Origin of the sequence: Bacillus cereus, from assembly GCF_002567495.1 — a bacterium.
Classification (GTDB): Bacteria; Bacillota; Bacilli; order Bacillales; family Bacillaceae_G; genus Bacillus_A; species Bacillus_A cereus_AQ.
On record NZ_NVAP01000023.1, the window covers coordinates 1 to 16,703 of the forward strand.

Here is a 16,703-nt window from a genome sequence, read left to right on the forward strand (position 1 = left end):
CGATCCTCCCTTTTAAACTTTTATTGATATGAAAAAGCAAACTAGGAGCATAGCTTCTAGTTTGTACTTATTTAATTATTGGGGGATGAAATATGAATGTTTTAGTAATTGGCCGCGGTGGGCGTGAGCATGCTTTAGCTTGGAAATTTGCACAATCTGCAAAAGTGAAAAAGGTATATGTAGCACCAGGTAATGAAGGTATGCGAGATGTGGCAATACCAGTTGATATTGATGAAAATGATTTTGATACATTAGTTTTATTTGCTAAAGAGAATAATGTTGAGTTAACTTTCGTTGGACCAGAAATTCCACTTATGAATGGAATTGTTGATCGTTTTAAAGAAGAGGGACTTCGCGTATTTGGTCCGAATAAAGCGGCTGCTGTTATTGAAGGTAGTAAAGCTTTTACAAAAGAGCTTATGAAAAAGTATGATATTCCAACTGCGGCGTACGAAACTTTTACAGATTATGAAGAAGCAGTACAGTACATTCAAAAAGTTGGTGCACCAATCGTTATTAAAGCTGATGGCTTAGCTGCTGGTAAAGGGGTAACGGTAGCAATGACGCTTGAAGAGGCATTACAAGCTGTGAAAGAAATGCTGCAAGATGTGAAATTCGGCGCGGCAAGTAAGAAGGTCGTTATTGAAGAGTTTTTAGATGGACAAGAATTTTCATTAATGGCATTCGTGAATGGAACAACTGTACATCCAATGGTAATCGCCCAAGATCATAAACGAGCTTTTGATGGTGATAAAGGTCCAAATACGGGCGGAATGGGTGCATATTCTCCAGTACCACAAATTCCAGAATCAGCAGTTCAAGAAGCGATTCAAACCGTATTACATCCAACTGCTAAGGCGATGATTGCAGAAAACCGTTCGTTTACAGGTATTTTATACGCAGGTCTTATTTTAACAAATGATGGTCCGAAGGTAATTGAATTTAATGCACGCTTCGGTGATCCTGAAACAGAAGTTGTATTACCTCGCTTAGAAAACGATTTAGTTGATGTATGTAACGCTGTATTAGATGAAAGTGAACTAACGTTACAATGGTCAGAAGAAGCGGTAATCGGTGTTGTACTTGCTTCTAAAGGATATCCAGAAGCATATAAAAAAGGTGATATTATTAGCGGGCTAGATGCACTGCAAGATGTCATTGTTTTCCATGCAGGCACAGTAATGAAACATGGGGACTTTGTAACGAACGGTGGCCGTGTATTATTTGTTGCTTGTAAGGCAAATAGTTTACAAGAAGCAAAAGATAAAGTATATAAAGAAATCGGTAAAATTGAGAGTGATGGTCTATTTTATCGAAGTGATATAGGATATCGTGCAATTGGGCATGAGATGACGAAAAGTTAATATGTAAAAATCCCGCTGAGGAATCAGCGGGATTTTTTATGCATCTTTATCTTTTTTTAATTTCCCTTTTTGCTTTGCCATTTCTCGAAGTAAATACTCGATGTGTGCATTGACGCTACGAAACTCATCATTTGCCCATTTTTCGATGACTGCGTGTAATTCAGGATCAATACGTAATGGAAAGCTTTTCTTTTTAGCCATAAATACTGATAGCCCTTAGTATAGGCTTCCTGTATTAATAACTGGTTGCGCACCTTTATCTGAAACGATGGCAACTAATAAGTTGTTTACCATATTTGCTTTACGCTCGTCATCGAGTTCCAGTACGCCTTCTTCATCTAACATATGGATTGAATCTTTGGCCATCTTCACAGCACCTTCAACAATTTCTTTTCTAGCAGCTAATACTGCTTTTGCTTGCTGACGTTGTAGCATTGCATGGGCAATTTCTGTTGCGTAAGCTAAGTGCGTTAAACGAGTTTCTAATACTTCTACACCAGCAATTTCAAGACGTGCCTCTAACTCGCGTTTTAATTCTTCCGAGACTTCTTCAGTATTTCCGCGTAACGTAACGCAGGTTTCATCTTGGAAATTGTCATAAGGATATTTGGTTGCGACATGGCGGATTGCAGTTTCGCTTTGAATTTCTACAAATCGATCATAATGTTCAACACCAAACATTGCTTTTGCAGAATCAACAACTTTATATACGATAACAGCTGCAATTTCAATTGGATTTCCATCAACGTCATTTACTTTTAATTTTTTACTGTTAAAGTTTTCAACACGTAAAGATACAGTTTGACGGAATGCGAATGGGATCGTTAAAAATAAGCCGTTTTGACGAATTGTTCCTAAATAATTACCGAAGAATGTAATAACCTTCGCTTGATTCGGTTGAACAATACCGATACCTGTAGCGAGAACTGCGGCTAATATAATAGTTAGTGCTGCTCCTATGAAAATTTCTTGTGCAAGGAAAAATACACCGATAGCAGCTAAAATCAAAATTCCAATAATACCGAGAAAACCATTTACATAAAATACTTGTTTTTCTTTCATATGATCGCCTCCTGATATAAAAATGATATCACTTTTATATCATTTTAAGCAAGAGGTATGCACCTAATTTTCTGAAATTTATTGGTTGATATCTTTTATATACATTTTAAGGTTGGAAAGAGAATGTACGTTCTGTTTTATGGTAAAATAAAGAAGACTTAACCGCCCACTGCAGCAGCTAAGTCCCTTTGAGAGCATCTTGCGTCGTGACAAATGATTCAAAGCGGTTTTGCCAGGATTATATCTTCAATCGCTGACTCAATCTCTTTGTCAGAAGCGTCATAACTTCCTTTTGACTTTGGCTTGTCATGAGTGGAAGTTTGATTCACTTCTTCTTTAGCATGTCCTTTTTCAGCAAAATTCATGCTAGGCATTTTAAATGCCCCCATATTCATGTATTTTCCGAATTTCCACATTTCAACAACAGGGCAGAAACGAACAATTCCTTCTGCAACTTTCATTGCACCAATCCATAGAAAAATGTTAGACCAAATGCACCACGGCTTGCGTACAAGTTTAGTTGCACTACATCCGAAGAGGACAAGCCCAAGTGTAATTCGAATTAGAGCGTTTATTGTCCCGATATTTTGCTTCATTAGAAAAACACTCCTTTTTATGAAAGTTGAAATAGATAATAAATACTATTTCTGTTATTAGTATCCCGTTTGATTTTTGGGATATGTAATCCAACATTTGACGTGGAAAAAGATGTTGGAATGTGCGTGTGTGTAAGTAGCTTTTTTTGTTATAATGAAAGAATGCATAAAAAGAAGGTGAAATGAAATCCTTCTTTTTGAAAAATATTTAATAGCTATTTTAAAAAATCAAGATGAAAACTAACTGTTATTTTAAACAGAACTATAGATAGAACTAGAGAAAAGGAAGGGTGTTTTCATGTACGATATTTCCGGATGGAAACATGTATTTAAGCTTGATCCAAATAAGGAGTTAAGCGATGAACATTTAGAAATGATTTGTGAGTCTGGAACTGATGCGGTTATTGTAGGCGGAAGTGATGGAGTTACAATTGATAACGTATTACACATGCTAGTTAGCATTCGTAGATATGCAGTTCCTTGTGTGTTAGAGGTTTCTGATGTAGAAGCAATTACACCGGGATTTGATTTTTATTACATCCCAAGCGTTTTAAATAGCCGAAAAGTAGAATGGATAACAGGTGTTCATCATGAGGCATTGAAAGAATTTGGGGATATTATGGACTGGGACGAAATTTTTATGGAAGGGTATTGTGTTTTAAATCCAGAAGCGAAAGTAGCCCAGCTTACAGATGCAAAATGTGATTTAACAGAAGATGACGTTATTGCATATGCGCGTTTAGCAGACAAGTTATTACATTTACCGATATTTTATTTAGAATATAGCGGTATGTATGGAGATATTGAACTTGTTAAAAATGTAAAAGCAGAATTGAAACAAGCTAAGTTATATTATGGTGGTGGTATTTCTAATGCAGAACAGGCGAAAGAGATGGCACAGTATGCTGATACAGTAGTTGTTGGAAATATTATTTATGATGATATAAAATCGGCGTTAAAAACAGTTAAAGCAGTAAAAGGAGAGTAGGTGCAGGCGTATATGAGTATGACAAATAAGTTATTAAACGGTTTAAATCCACAGCAACAAAAAGCAGTACAAACAACGAATGGACCACTTCTACTAATGGCAGGCGCAGGTAGTGGTAAAACACGTGTGTTAACACACCGTATTGCGTATTTACTGGGTGAAAAAGGTGTGGCACCATGGAATGTACTAGCTATTACCTTCACAAATAAAGCTGCTCGTGAAATGCGCGAGCGTATTGATACACTTGTCGGACCAGAAGCAGAAGATATTTGGATTTCGACGTTCCACTCTATGTGTGTACGTATTTTACGACGTGATATCGATCGTATTGGTATTAATCGTAACTTTACAATCTTAGATTCAGGTGATCAGTTAACGGTAGTCAAAAAAATTATGAAAGAGCGCAATATTGATCCGAAGAAATTTGAGCCGCGCTCTATTTTAGCGGGTATTAGTAATGCGAAAAATGAACTGTTATCTGCGGATAAATATGCAAAAAAAATTACAATGGCTGATCCATATGAAAAATTAACGAGCGATGTATATACAGAGTATCAAAAACGTCTTTTGAAAAATAACTCATTAGACTTTGATGATTTAATTATGACGACGATTCAGCTATTTGAACGTGTTCCAGAAGTATTAGAGTTTTATCAGCGTAAATTCCAATATATTCACGTTGATGAGTATCAAGATACGAATAAAGCGCAGTATCTTCTTGTTAAACATCTGGCAGCACGTTTTAAAAACCTTTGCGTTGTAGGTGACTCTGACCAGTCTATTTATCGCTGGCGTGGTGCAGATATTTCTAACATTTTGTCATTCGAAAAAGATTATGAGAATGCACAAGTAATTTTGTTAGAACAAAATTATCGTTCGTCACAAAATATTTTAAATGCAGCGAATGCTGTTATTGAAAAAAATACGAATCGTAAACCGAAGAAATTATGGACGGACAATCAAGTTGGAAGCAAAATCTCGTATTATCGTGCTGCAACTGAAAAGGACGAAGCGTATTTTGTTGCAAAAAAAATTCGTGACGATCTTCAAATGGGAAAACGAAAATATACTGATTTTGCAGTGCTATATCGTACGAATGCTCAGTCTCGTATGGTCGAGGAGATTTTCCTTAAATCTAACATTCCTTACAAAATTGTCGGGGGTACGAAGTTCTACGACCGTAAAGAGATTAAAGATATTTTGGCGTACTTACGTTTAATCGGTAATCCAGATGATGAGATTAGTTTTGCACGTATTATTAACATGCCAAAGCGTGGTATTGGTGCGACTTCTATCGATAAAATTATTAATTACGGTGTGCAAAACGGAATTTCATTAACTGCTGTATTTGATGAGATTGAGCATGTTGGAGTAAGTGCAAAAATTACAAAGGCAGTAAAAGAATTCGCAAATTTACTACACAACTGGGTAAATATGCAAGAATATTTATCTGTTACAGAATTAGTAGAAGAAGTTATTGAAAAAACAGGCTATCGCGATATGTTGAAAAATGAGCGTTCTTTAGAAGCAGAAGGTCGTTTAGAAAACTTAGATGAGTTCTTATCTGTTACGCAAACATTTGAATCTCAAAGCGAAGATAAGAGCCTTGTTGCATTCTTAACAGACTTAGCACTTGTTGCGGATATTGATCGTGTAGATGAAGATCCAACTGCTGGTGAGGAAGTTATTTTAATGACGATGCACTCAGCGAAAGGGTTAGAGTTCCCAGTTGTCTTTATTGTTGGGTTAGAGGAAGGAATATTCCCACATACTCGTTCTCTAATGGAAGAAGATGAAATGCAAGAAGAGCGTCGCCTTGCTTATGTAGGTATTACGCGTGCAGAAGAAGAGTTATATTTATCCAATGCACAAATGCGTACTTTATTTGGTCGAACAAGTATGAACGCTGCCTCTCGATTTATTACAGAAATCCCGGCAGAGCTAGTAGAATCGTTAAATGAAACGGCGCCGAAGCGTGAAACTTCGTTTGGTGCAAAAGGCAGAACGGCTAGTAGCAGCAGAACGACAACGACAACACGCTCTCGTTCAGCTTTCGCGCGACCTGCAGCTAAGACGACAGGCGGCGAGCAAATCGGCTGGGCAGTAGGCGATAAAGCTTCCCACCAAAAATGGGGAGTCGGTACAGTTGTAAGTGTAAAAGGTGAAGGTGATGCAAAAGAATTAGATATTGCATTCCCAAGCCCAATTGGTATTAAACGTTTATTAGCAAAATTTGCACCTGTGACGAAACAATAGAAAGGAATGAGGATATGTCAAAAGAGATAGCAAAAAAACGTATAGAAGAACTGCGTGATTTGTTAAATACATTTAACTATCAATATCACGTATTAGACAATCCTTCTGTTTCTGATGCGGAATATGACCGTAATATGCAGGAGCTTATAAAATTAGAAGCAGAGAACCCAGAATTTATGAGTGAAGATTCTCCCTCCGTTCGCGTTGGGGGAACTGTTCTTGATATATTTGAAAAAGTAACACATAAGTCACCAATGTTAAGTTTAGGAAATGCATTTAACGAAGGAGATTTACGTGATTTCGACAGAAGAGTACGTCAAGGAATTGATGGTGCGAATGTAAGATATATATGTGAATTAAAAATTGACGGGCTTGCCGTTTCGCTTCATTATGAAAAAGGACGCTTTATTCAAGGGGCGACACGTGGTGATGGTGTAACAGGTGAAGATATTACTCAAAACTTAAAAACAATTAAAGCTATCCCACTTCGTTTAAAGGAAGAAGTAACGTTAGAAGCACGAGGCGAAGCCTATATGCCGAAGCGTTCATTCGTTAAACTAAATGAAGAAAAAGAGCAAAATGGTGAAGATGTATTTGCGAATCCGCGTAATGCAGCAGCAGGTTCAATACGTCAACTTGATCCGAAAATTGCAGCAAAGCGTAACTTATCTATGTTTGTGTATGGTCTTGCGAATGTAGAAGAAAAAACAATTCCATCGCATAGTGAATCGCTTGATTTCTTAGGTGAACTTGGATTTAAGACAAATCCAAATCGCCGTACATGTGAAACAATCGAAGAGGTTATAGCTTATGTAGAAGAATGGCAGGAAAAACGTCCGCATCTTGATTATGAGATTGATGGAATCGTTATAAAAGTAGATGATGTTGCTCTTCAAGAAAGTCTAGGAACTACAGCGAAGAGTCCAAGATGGGCGATTGCTTATAAATTCCCGGCTGAAGAAGTTGTAACGAGATTAACAGGCATTGAATTAAGTGTTGGCCGAACAGGGGTTGTAACACCGACCGCAGAGTTAGAGCCAGTGCGAGTAGCTGGTACGATCGTTCGCCGTGCTTCTTTACATAACGAGGATTTAATTCGTGAAAAAGACATTCGAATTGGTGACTACGTTGTTGTGAAAAAGGCGGGAGATATTATTCCTGAAGTTGTGAACGTTATTTTTGATAAGCGTACTGGTGAAGAAGAAGAATACCGCATGCCAACGCACTGCCCAGCATGTGAGAGTGAACTTGTTCGTTTAGAAGAAGAAGTAGCACTTCGATGTATAAATCCGACTTGTCCAGCTCAAATTCGCGAAGGATTAATTCATTTCGTTTCAAGAAATGCAATGAATATTGATGGACTTGGAGAACGTGTTATTACACAACTCTTTGATGCGGATTATATTCGTACATTTGCTGATTTATATTCGTTGACGAAAGAACAATTATTGCAGCTAGAACGATTCGGCGAAAAATCAGCAACAAACTTAGTACAAGCAATTGAGAATTCTAAAGAAAACTCTTTAGAGCGATTATTATTTGGTCTTGGAATTCGCCATGTTGGAGCGAAAGCAGCACGTACATTTGCAGAGCACTTTGAAACGATGGATGAGCTTGTAAAAGCAACAGAAGAAGAACTAAAAGCAATTAATGAAATTGGCGAAAAAATGGCTCAATCTGTTGTGACATATTTTGATAATGAAGATGTATTAGAGTTATTACAGCAGTTTAAAGAGTATGGCGTGAATATGACATACAAAGGTATAAAAATTGCTGATTTACAAAATGTTGAATCTTACTTCGCAGGGAAAACGGTTGTTTTAACAGGTAAGCTAGAAGTTATGGGACGAAGTGAAGCGAAGAAGAAGATTGAGGCGCTAGGTGGAAAAGTAACAGGAAGTGTTAGTAAGAGTACGGATTTAGTTGTTGCAGGTGAAGCAGCTGGTTCGAAATTAGCACAAGCTGAGAAACATAATGTTGAGGTTTGGAATGAAGAGAGGTTCTTACAAGAGCTAAATAAGTAAGAGGTGCAAACTTACCATGAAAAAAATAGCATTAGCGGTATTAAGCCTTGGCCTACTTGTAAGTGGATGTAGCGCAGGTGCCGGCAAAGATGAAAAAGCGGTTGAGAAATCGGGGAAAGCAAAAGAACAATCAGTTGTTCCAAAATACGCTATTTCGGATGAATATTATAAGACGACTGTTCCATTTGATGGTGGAAATGCACGTGGTTTAGTGGTGCAAGGTTTAAATAGTCGCCTTGATATAGATGAATTTGAAACAGGATTAATGCGAATTGCAAAAGAATCATTTAGTACGAAAGATAATTTTTTAAAAGGCGGAAAATCTCTAGATACTCAAACTATACAGATGCTGGTTAAAAGAAAACGTACAGATGCTGAACAAAAGGAACTAGAGGACAAGTTAAAAAAAGATGCGGTTAAATTCCCGAATATCGGTTTGAATCCAGCACTAAGTGAAGGCTCAGAATCGAAAGAAGTAAAGAATACAAAGAATCCAATGTATATATCAAATATTTTAGAGCATGATTATTATGTGAAAAAAGGCGAGGTAGATGAGCGAAGCGGCCTTGTAGTTGGTTTAGCGATGAATTCGGTTCATTATTACGAGGAAGAGCATGGTTATCCGCGTGAGGCTAAAATCGAGCAAGAAAAAATGTTAGCTGAAGGGAAAAAGATGGCGCAAGAAATTTTGAAAGTCATGCATCAAAAAGACCCTGAAACAAAAAATCTTCCGATAACATTTGCGATTTATCGTCAAACTCCAAAGTCTTCGCTCGTGCCAGGTAATTTTGTTTCTTATGCAAATGTAGAAAAAGGTAGTGAAACGGTTGAAGATTGGCAACAAATTAATGAGAAATATTATTTGTTCCCATCAGAACAAGCGAAAACAGATAATAAACGTGAAGATCTTGCAAGAGTATCAAACCTTAAGGCAAAACTAAGCGATTATTTCCAAGGCGACTATACAGCTGTTATCGGTACTGGTATGTATAGAGATGATGAATTAAGAGAAATGAAGCTCGATATTCCTGTCCAGTTTAATGGAAAAGCTGAAATAATTGGTTTTACACAATATGTAGCAGGGCTTGTTATGGAATACTTCCCGAATTATATGAAAGTACAAGTAACGATTAAATCTGTAGAACGCCCAGAAGCTATTATTATACGTGAAGCAAAACAAGATGAACCACTTGTGAAAATTTTAGATTAAATATGAGGGCTGTTCCTTTATGGAACAGCTTTTTTTCTTGGGTAATTTTGTTATAATTTAAAATGTTGAAAATAAGGGGGAAGATTATGGAGGAATTAAGCTTTCAAGTCATTATTTTATTAATTGCATTCGGTTTTTTAGCAGCTTTTATTGATTCGGTTGTTGGAGGGGGAGGGTTAATTTCGCTTCCGGCGCTTATGTTTGTTGGCTTATCACCAGCTTCAGCAATTGCAACGAATAAATTAGCAGCAACGATGGGGACGTTTACGAGTGCGATTTATTTCATTCGATCAGGAAAAGTTAATTTTAAAATTGTAGGAAAGTTAATCCCGTTAACTATTATTGGAGCTGTTGTAGGTGCTTTAGTAGTAAAATTTATTCCGCCGGATATTTTACGCCCATTAGTACTTGTCATGTTGGTATTTATTGCTATTTATATTATTGCAAAAAAGAATTGGGGAAGTGTGTCTACCTATAAGAAGATGACGAAAGGAAAAACATTAATATTTTTCTTTACTATTTTAATGATAGGATTTTATGATGGATTTTTTGGACCAGGGACAGGGTCATTTTTAATTTTTGCATTTTTATTAATTGGTTTGGATTTTATTCAAGCGGCAGCGTCTGGAAAACTTTTGAACTTTGTTAGTAATATCGTATCTTTAATTACTTTTTTATTTTTAGACATAATTCATTTTGAATACGGTATTATCATGGGGTTATCAATGATCTTAGGTGCTTATTTTGGATCGGAATTTGCTGTTCAAAAGGGTGTTGGATATGTTAGGACTTTATTTTTATTAGTAACTATTTTATTAATCGGAAAAAACATTTTGGAATATACTCATATTTTGTAGAGTTATACTTTTGTATAACTCTATTTTTTATTATATTTTAAAAATTAATTAATTTTTAAAATATAAGTCTAGGAATATTTGAATAAATCTAAATTATCGTGTAGAATAATGTTGTAAAATGTAAACGTTTTTCTAAGGGGAGGCTAAAAAGAATGGTAGTAGCATACAAACATGAGCCATTTACAGATTTTTCAGTGGAGGCTAACAAATTAGCGTTTGAAGAAGGTTTAAAGAAAGTAGAATCTTATCTTGGACAAGACTATCCATTAATTATTGGGGGAGAAAAAATCACTACAGAAGACAAAATTGTTTCTGTAAACCCTGCAAATAAAGAGGAACTTGTTGGTCGTGTTTCAAAAGCAAGCCGTGAGTTAGCTGAAAAAGCAATGCAAGTAGCGGATGAAACATTCCAAACTTGGAGAAAATCAAAGCCAGAAATGCGTGCAGACATTTTATTCCGTGCTGCAGCAATCGTACGTCGCAGAAAACATGAATTCTCTGCTATTCTTGTAAAAGAAGCAGGTAAACCATGGAATGAGGCAGATGCTGATACAGCAGAAGCAATCGACTTTATGGAATATTATGGTCGTCAAATGTTAAAATTAAAAGACGGTATTCCAGTAGAAAGCCGTCCAATTGAATATAATCGTTTCTCTTACATTCCATTAGGAGTAGGTGTTATCATTTCTCCTTGGAACTTCCCATTCGCAATTATGGCAGGGATGACAACAGCGGCTTTAGTTGCTGGTAACACAGTATTACTAAAACCAGCTAGTACAACTCCTGTAGTAGCAGCGAAATTTATGGAAGTATTAGAAGAAGCTGGCTTACCAGCTGGCGTAGTAAACTTCGTTCCAGGTAACGGTTCTGAAGTTGGTGACTACTTAGTAGATCATCCTCGTACACGTTTCGTAAGCTTCACTGGATCTCGTGATGTAGGTATCCGTATCTATGAGCGTGCAGCTAAAGTAAACCCAGGCCAAATTTGGTTAAAACGTGTTATCGCTGAAATGGGCGGTAAAGATACAATCGTTGTTGATAAAGAAGCAGATCTTGAATTAGCAGCTAAATCTATCGTTGCATCAGCATTCGGATTCTCAGGACAAAAATGTTCTGCATGTTCTCGTGCAGTAATCCACGAAGATGTATACGATCATGTATTAAATCGTGCTGTTGAATTAACAAAAGAATTAACAGTTGCTAACCCAGCAGTATTAGGTACAAACATGGGTCCTGTTAATGACCAAGCTGCATTTGATAAAGTAATGAGCTATGTTGCAATTGGTAAAGAAGAAGGTAGAATTCTAGCAGGTGGCGAAGGAGACGATTCTAAAGGCTGGTTCATCCAACCAACAATCGTTGCTGACGTTGCAGAAGATGCTCGCTTAATGAAAGAAGAAATCTTCGGACCAGTAGTAGCATTCTGTAAAGCAAAAGACTTCGATCATGCACTTGCAATTGCAAACAATACAGAATACGGTTTAACAGGAGCAGTTCTCTCTAACAACCGTGATCATATTGAAAAAGCACGTGAAGACTTCCACGTAGGTAACTTATACTTCAACCGTGGATGTACTGGTGCAATCGTAGGTTACCAACCATTCGGTGGCTTTAACATGTCTGGTACAGACTCTAAAGCTGGTGGACCTGATTACTTAGCACTTCACATGCAAGCAAAAACTACTTCTGAAACTTTATAAGAAATAGTAGAGGAGCTCTTCACAGAATGTGAAGAGCTCCTTTTTAAATTAGAATCCCATATATTACTATTGTTCGAAGGGTATGAGCTAAAACCCATTAATGGCGGGATAAACATGTGAATAGAAATAAAATGACTAAAAAAGTTGACTCATTAGTCACATTTTTTAGTATTCATTTTTAGAATTTCCTGTATAATACAATTTGAAAGAAAATCTATGGTTCGACAAGGAACACTATTTTCGGTTTTGCTCACTGAAAGGAGTGTTTTTTATGTAGCCAAAAATTCTTTCGTACTTATTACATTTGCATATACGCCATTTAAACTAGCCAAAATTGTATTGTGAATATAAACAGCTGGTATAGTAGCATTCTTAAAAGAAAGGTTTTTTGTAGCACAAGCATCGTGTATAACGGTACATTGAAAGCCAAAATCAAATGCAGCCCTTACTGTAGCATCAATACACATATGAGTCATCATCCCGCATACGACGACATGTTCAACGTCTAAACGCTGTAATTGCTCTAGAAGATTAGTTTCTCGGAAGCTATTTGGATAATGTTTGAGTATAACTGTTTCTTCTCTAAGTGGACGGACCTTCTCGTGAATATGGACACCTTCTGTATTAGGTAGGAAAAAAGTAGCGTCATCTTTTATAGCTACGTGTTGGATATGAAAAATAGGTTCTCTGTTTGTTCTAAAGTGTTGTAATAACTGATTCGCATATTCGCTTGCTTCTACTGGATTACGCAATTCCATCTTTCCATTTGGAAAATAATCGTTTTGAATATCAACGAGTAAAAGAGCTGTTTTCATATATTTATCTTCCTCCGAGTTTCATATTCAAATAAATTTATTCAATTCGTAGAGAGGATTCTCCTGTTTAAAAATATGAGGAAGAAGAATTTTACATAACTTTGAAAGTTACTATTTTTTCATGAAATTTCATCTGAAAATTTTAATAAAGGAATAATTAATATTTTTCTAAAAAATGTATTGACTCTTATTATTCTGAGTTCTATAATGAGAATTAATTAAACGACAATTAAATCGATACATTCTTATCCAGAGAGGTGGAGGGACTGGCCCTACGATACCTCAGCAACGGGTTTTTAAATACCGTGCTAACTCCAGCAAGCCATATAAAGGCTTGGAAGATGAGAAGATGTGAACGAGTACATATAAGTGCTCTCCTTCTTATCTTTATGGTTGATAAGAAGGAGAGCGCTTTTTATTTTACCTCGAAAGCTCTACTTCAAGTTTTTACAGCATATAGGAGGAGAAAAAATGATTTCTTTTAACAATGTAAGTAAAGTGTATGAATCAGCTGGGCAATCTGTTCATGCGGTGGAGGATGTAACATTATCAGTTGAGAAAGGCGAAATTTTTGGCATTATCGGTTTTAGTGGCGCTGGAAAGAGTACGTTATTACGTCTAGTAAATATGTTAGAGAGACCAACGGTAGGAACGATTTCAATAGATGATAAAGATATTACATCATTATCGACGAAAGAATTACGCAAACTAAGACAAAGAATCGGAATGATTTTTCAAAGCTTTAATTTATTTAATTCAAGAACAGTGTTTGGGAATATTGCTTATCCATTAAAGTTAGCGAAATTGCCAAAGAATGAGATAAAAGAGAGAGTAAATGAACTGCTGAAGTTTGTAGGATTAGAAGATAAAGCAAACTATTATCCAGAGCAGTTATCAGGCGGACAAAAGCAGCGTGTTGGCATTGCTAGAGCACTTGCGACATCGCCAGATATTCTTATATGTGATGAAGCAACATCAGCTTTAGATCCAGAAACGACGACAGAAATTCTAAACTTATTAAAGAAAGTAAATCGAGAATACAATTTAACAATTCTTCTTATTACACATGAAATGCATGTTGTGAAAGAAATTTGCCACCGTGTAGCTGTAATGGAGAAGGGAAAAGTTATTGAAGAAGGAAAACTGTTTGACGTTTTCACACAACCAAAAACAAAGACGACTCAAAACTTTGTACGTTCTGTTATTAATGATCATTTACCGGAAAGTGTTCTAGCGAAAATTCAAAATGGTGGTCAAATTTATCGCCTAACATTTACTGGTGAGGAGACAGGACAGCCGGTACTATCATATATCGCCAAAAACTATAATGTCGATGTAAATGTACTGTACGGAAATATTATTGAACTTCAAAATGTGCTATTTGGAAATCTTCTTGTAGAATTGCAAGGTGAACAGAGGGAAATTCAAAAAGCATTACAACATCTAAGACTGCAAGTGCAGCTGAAGGAGGTAGAAGCTCATGCGAGTTGATTGGAGTATATTTTGGCCACGCATACTAGATGCGACGGGGGATACCCTCTTAATGGTAATTGTCACCCTTATATTTGCTACAATTCTCGGTATACCTCTAGGTTTACTTTTATATGTAACGAGAAAAGGAAACTTTTTAGAAAATAAATGGGTCTTTTCTATTCTTAATATCATAATTAATACAATTCGTCCGGTACCATTCATTATCTTTTTAGTAGCTTTAAGCCCACTAACAAGAAGCGTTATTGGAACGACGATTGGAACAGCGGCAGCAATTTTCCCAATGACGTTAGTCGCATCAATTGGTATTGCTAGAATGGTTGAAACAAATCTTGTTTCAGTTCCAAAGGGAGTCATTGAAGCAGCTCAAGCGATGGGTGCTTCACCAATTAGGATTGTTTTTGAAATCCTTGTGCCAGAAGCGTTAGCGCCATTGATTTTAGGAGTTACATTTATGACAGTTGGTCTAATTGAATTTTCTGCAGTTGCTGGGCTTGTCGGTGGTGGCGGTCTTGGTGACTTAGCGATGACATATGGTTATCAACGCTTTGATACATCAGTTATGTTCGTAACGGTTGTTTTACTTATTATTCTCGTACAGATAGCTCAAAATTTAGGAAACTACTTTGCGAAAGTCTTGTTACGCAGATCATAAAAAGGAAGAGGGGAAAAGAAAATGAAGAAAATTTTAGCATTTGCCTTATCAGCCATTGTAGGGGTTTCAGCATTAAGTGGCTGCTCAAGTGGAGACACGGGTGCAGGAGCAAAAGAAAAAGTAGTTCGCGTCGGTGTAACTGGAACGGATGGAGACGCTTGGGAAATTTTGAAGAAAAAAGCTGAAAAAGAAGGAATTAAAATTAAACTAGTTGAGTTCTCTGATTATACAACACCAAATAAAGCGTTAGCTGATGGAGATATTGAATTAAACTCATTCCAGCATATTGCTTTCTTAGAGCAATTTAAAAAGGAGCATAAGTTAGATATTACAGCTGTTGGTACAACGCAAATTGCACCAATGGGCCTATACTCTGAAAAATATAAGAAAGCAAATGAAATCCCAGATGGTTCAGAAATCGCGATTCCAAATGATCCAACGAATCAAGCGCGTGCATTAAAACTTCTTGATGCAGCTGGATTAGTAAAGCTTAAAAAAGATTTTGGCCTATTCGGAGATCCAAGTGGTATCGCTGAAAATCCGAAGAAGTTAAAAATTACACCGGTTATCGCACAGCAAACACCTCGTGTATTAAAAGATGTGGCAGCATCAGTTATTAATAACGGTGTGGCTGGTCAAGCTGGATTAGATCCAGCAAAGGATCCTATTTTCTTAGAAGATCCAAAGAATGAAAATGCGAAGCCGTATATTAATATTTTCGCAGCTCGTACGAAAGATAAAGATGATCCAACACTGAAAAAGGTAATTGAATTATACCATTCAAAAGAAGTAACAGATGCAATCAAGAAAGAAACAAATGATGGTTCAATTTCAGTAGATCTTTCACTTGAGGAGCTTGAAAAAATCGTAAAATAATCATTGGGTTTAATGGACTAACAGAAGGAACCCCTCCGCTGTTAGTTCGTTCAACATATAAACTACTTAACGAACAAATCCTAATTCTGTACCTTCCAATTTTGTATAACATAGAATCCCATGTTTGTTAAGTAGAGTAATGGACCAGGAGTTTTCCTGGTCTTTTTTTTATCCGGCTATTTGCCGGGCAGTAAGACCCCCACCTCAAAATTCAGCGAAAGCAAAGAAGTTAGGTGGGGGTCGAGCTGCCCGTAAAAGCCCGATTGGTGAGGGCTGATAATCAGTGGGGGATGAAAAAGACACCCACTGATTAACGTTTCACTTTATGAATGAAAGCAACTAGCAAATAGTAAGGTAATCCAAATTATAATGGGGTAAGAAAATAAGCTGAACATGAGTGCAATTACGAATTGCTTTTTATGAATTAAGTGTTTTTGGGATAAAAAAACGAAAATAGAAAAGATAACAATGAAAACTGCGGATATTACGCCGGGGTTATAGGAGCGATAAATGAAAAACAAAACAATATGTTGAACAGAGTTGAAGAAGATAGCCCCTTGTATAAAAATAATCCAGTATATAGAAGACAAGAAGTTCAGTTGATATAGAAAGATGATAAGTAAGACAAAGATTGTTAATACGGAAATGGCAATGAAAAATTGTTGGCTAGTTATAAGATGAATTGAAAATTGATTAGCAATATATTGTGGCATTTGGAAAGTTTCTTCAAGGTTATGAATGAAAAATAATAAAGGAATGATCCAGAGTATAGTAGTGGAATGTTTTTTCATCAACTTACATCACCCCAA

General features: G+C 36.5%; 15 protein-coding genes and 1 riboswitch. Of the genes, 10 read left to right on the plus strand and 5 right to left on the minus strand.

What is annotated here, in order from left to right; genetic code table 11:
* Window positions 1-92: 92 nt before the first annotated feature.
* The gene (gene purD / locus COK05_RS09985) at window positions 93-1,364 is read left to right on the plus strand and encodes a phosphoribosylamine--glycine ligase (protein WP_098612453.1); all 1,272 of its coding nucleotides are present in this window, start codon (window positions 93-95) and stop codon (window positions 1,362-1,364) included.
* A 36-nt stretch (window positions 1,365-1,400) separates the two neighbouring features.
* Here purD and COK05_RS09990 read toward each other — a convergent pair whose 3' ends face one another.
* The 3 genes from COK05_RS09990 to COK05_RS10000 form a co-directional block, all read right to left on the minus strand.
* Window positions 1,401-1,565, minus strand: a complete 165-nt coding sequence (locus COK05_RS09990) for a toxin-antitoxin system HicB family antitoxin (protein WP_001085171.1) — start codon at window positions 1,563-1,565, stop codon at window positions 1,401-1,403.
* A 15-nt stretch (window positions 1,566-1,580) separates the two neighbouring features.
* The gene (locus tag COK05_RS09995) at window positions 1,581-2,426 is read right to left on the minus strand and encodes an SPFH domain-containing protein (protein ID WP_000660670.1); all 846 of its coding nucleotides are present in this window, start codon (window positions 2,424-2,426) and stop codon (window positions 1,581-1,583) included.
* 218 nt (window positions 2,427-2,644) lie between these two features.
* Entirely contained in the window at window positions 2,645-3,022 is a 378-nt protein-coding gene (locus COK05_RS10000) for a YgaP family membrane protein (RefSeq protein WP_098612454.1), read from the minus strand.
* 298 nt (window positions 3,023-3,320) lie between these two features.
* Between COK05_RS10000 and COK05_RS10005 the strand changes: the two genes are divergently transcribed.
* From COK05_RS10005 to pruA, 6 genes are all read left to right on the plus strand, one after another.
* The gene (locus COK05_RS10005; protein WP_098612455.1) at window positions 3,321-4,010 is read left to right on the plus strand and encodes a heptaprenylglyceryl phosphate synthase; all 690 of its coding nucleotides are present in this window, start codon (window positions 3,321-3,323) and stop codon (window positions 4,008-4,010) included.
* A 12-nt stretch (window positions 4,011-4,022) separates the two neighbouring features.
* The gene (gene pcrA, locus COK05_RS10010) at window positions 4,023-6,266 is read left to right on the plus strand and encodes a DNA helicase PcrA (RefSeq protein ID WP_141538995.1); all 2,244 of its coding nucleotides are present in this window, start codon (window positions 4,023-4,025) and stop codon (window positions 6,264-6,266) included.
* A gap of 14 nt (window positions 6,267-6,280) precedes the next feature.
* Window positions 6,281-8,290, plus strand: coding sequence for an NAD-dependent DNA ligase LigA (ligA, locus tag COK05_RS10015; RefSeq protein ID WP_098612457.1), 2,010 nt, complete (start codon window positions 6,281-6,283; stop codon window positions 8,288-8,290).
* 16 nt (window positions 8,291-8,306) lie between these two features.
* Window positions 8,307-9,500 carry a CamS family sex pheromone protein gene (locus tag COK05_RS10020; protein ID WP_098612458.1) on the plus strand — a complete coding sequence of 398 codons (1,194 nt, stop codon included), beginning with the start codon at window positions 8,307-8,309 and terminating at the stop codon, window positions 9,498-9,500.
* A gap of 86 nt (window positions 9,501-9,586) precedes the next feature.
* Window positions 9,587-10,357, plus strand: a complete 771-nt coding sequence (locus COK05_RS10025) for a TSUP family transporter (protein WP_098612459.1) — start codon at window positions 9,587-9,589, stop codon at window positions 10,355-10,357.
* 152 nt (window positions 10,358-10,509) lie between these two features.
* Window positions 10,510-12,057 carry an L-glutamate gamma-semialdehyde dehydrogenase gene (gene pruA / locus COK05_RS10030; protein WP_098612460.1) on the plus strand — a complete coding sequence of 516 codons (1,548 nt, stop codon included), beginning with the start codon at window positions 10,510-10,512 and terminating at the stop codon, window positions 12,055-12,057.
* A 269-nt stretch (window positions 12,058-12,326) separates the two neighbouring features.
* Here the strand turns inward: pruA and COK05_RS10035 are convergent, their stop codons facing one another.
* Complete coding sequence (locus tag COK05_RS10035) at window positions 12,327-12,872, minus strand: cysteine hydrolase family protein (protein WP_098612461.1); 546 nt, start codon at window positions 12,870-12,872, stop codon at window positions 12,327-12,329.
* 242 nt (window positions 12,873-13,114) lie between these two features.
* Window positions 13,115-13,220: riboswitch (SAM riboswitch) on the plus strand.
* Between the two features lie 123 nt (window positions 13,221-13,343).
* On the opposite strand from COK05_RS10035, the gene COK05_RS10040 reads away from it, so the two are divergent.
* Genes COK05_RS10040 through COK05_RS10050 form a run of 3 tightly spaced genes read left to right on the plus strand, consistent with a single transcriptional unit; the run spans window position 13,344 to window position 15,894 of the window.
* Entirely contained in the window at window positions 13,344-14,363 is a 1,020-nt protein-coding gene (locus COK05_RS10040; protein WP_098612462.1) for a methionine ABC transporter ATP-binding protein, read from the plus strand.
* A complete protein-coding gene (locus tag COK05_RS10045; RefSeq protein ID WP_001261865.1) occupies window positions 14,353-15,018 on the plus strand; it encodes a methionine ABC transporter permease in 666 nt (221 codons plus the stop codon). Before COK05_RS10040 ends, COK05_RS10045 begins: the two co-directional genes overlap by 11 nt.
* Before the next feature lie 21 nt (window positions 15,019-15,039).
* The gene (locus tag COK05_RS10050) at window positions 15,040-15,894 is read left to right on the plus strand and encodes a MetQ/NlpA family ABC transporter substrate-binding protein (RefSeq protein WP_098612463.1); all 855 of its coding nucleotides are present in this window, start codon (window positions 15,040-15,042) and stop codon (window positions 15,892-15,894) included.
* A gap of 323 nt (window positions 15,895-16,217) precedes the next feature.
* Here the strand turns inward: COK05_RS10050 and COK05_RS10060 are convergent, their stop codons facing one another.
* Window positions 16,218-16,685 (minus strand): HXXEE domain-containing protein, encoded by a 468-nt coding sequence (locus tag COK05_RS10060; protein ID WP_141538997.1) that lies wholly within the window; start codon window positions 16,683-16,685, stop codon window positions 16,218-16,220.
* Window positions 16,686-16,703: the final 18 nt, after the last annotated feature.

Excerpts from the sequence above, each read along its gene's own strand:
- purD (WP_098612453.1), top strand. The coding sequence starts at position 93 with ATGAATGTTTTAGTAATTGGCCGCGGTGGGCGTGAGCATGCTTTAGCT.
- COK05_RS09990 (WP_001085171.1), bottom strand. The coding sequence starts at position 1,565 with ATGGCTAAAAAGAAAAGCTTTCCATTACGTATTGATCCTGAATTACAC.
- COK05_RS09995 (WP_000660670.1), bottom strand. The coding sequence starts at position 2,426 with ATGAAAGAAAAACAAGTATTTTATGTAAATGGTTTTCTCGGTATTATT.
- COK05_RS10000 (WP_098612454.1), bottom strand. The coding sequence starts at position 3,022 with ATGAAGCAAAATATCGGGACAATAAACGCTCTAATTCGAATTACACTT.
- COK05_RS10005 (WP_098612455.1), top strand. The coding sequence starts at position 3,321 with ATGTACGATATTTCCGGATGGAAACATGTATTTAAGCTTGATCCAAAT.
- pcrA (WP_141538995.1), top strand. The coding sequence starts at position 4,023 with ATGAGTATGACAAATAAGTTATTAAACGGTTTAAATCCACAGCAACAA.
- ligA (WP_098612457.1), top strand. The coding sequence starts at position 6,281 with ATGTCAAAAGAGATAGCAAAAAAACGTATAGAAGAACTGCGTGATTTG.
- COK05_RS10020 (WP_098612458.1), top strand. The coding sequence starts at position 8,307 with ATGAAAAAAATAGCATTAGCGGTATTAAGCCTTGGCCTACTTGTAAGT.
- COK05_RS10025 (WP_098612459.1), top strand. The coding sequence starts at position 9,587 with ATGGAGGAATTAAGCTTTCAAGTCATTATTTTATTAATTGCATTCGGT.
- pruA (WP_098612460.1), top strand. The coding sequence starts at position 10,510 with ATGGTAGTAGCATACAAACATGAGCCATTTACAGATTTTTCAGTGGAG.
- COK05_RS10035 (WP_098612461.1), bottom strand. The coding sequence starts at position 12,872 with ATGAAAACAGCTCTTTTACTCGTTGATATTCAAAACGATTATTTTCCA.
- COK05_RS10040 (WP_098612462.1), top strand. The coding sequence starts at position 13,344 with ATGATTTCTTTTAACAATGTAAGTAAAGTGTATGAATCAGCTGGGCAA.
- COK05_RS10045 (WP_001261865.1), top strand. The coding sequence starts at position 14,353 with ATGCGAGTTGATTGGAGTATATTTTGGCCACGCATACTAGATGCGACG.
- COK05_RS10050 (WP_098612463.1), top strand. The coding sequence starts at position 15,040 with ATGAAGAAAATTTTAGCATTTGCCTTATCAGCCATTGTAGGGGTTTCA.
- COK05_RS10060 (WP_141538997.1), bottom strand. The coding sequence starts at position 16,685 with ATGAAAAAACATTCCACTACTATACTCTGGATCATTCCTTTATTATTT.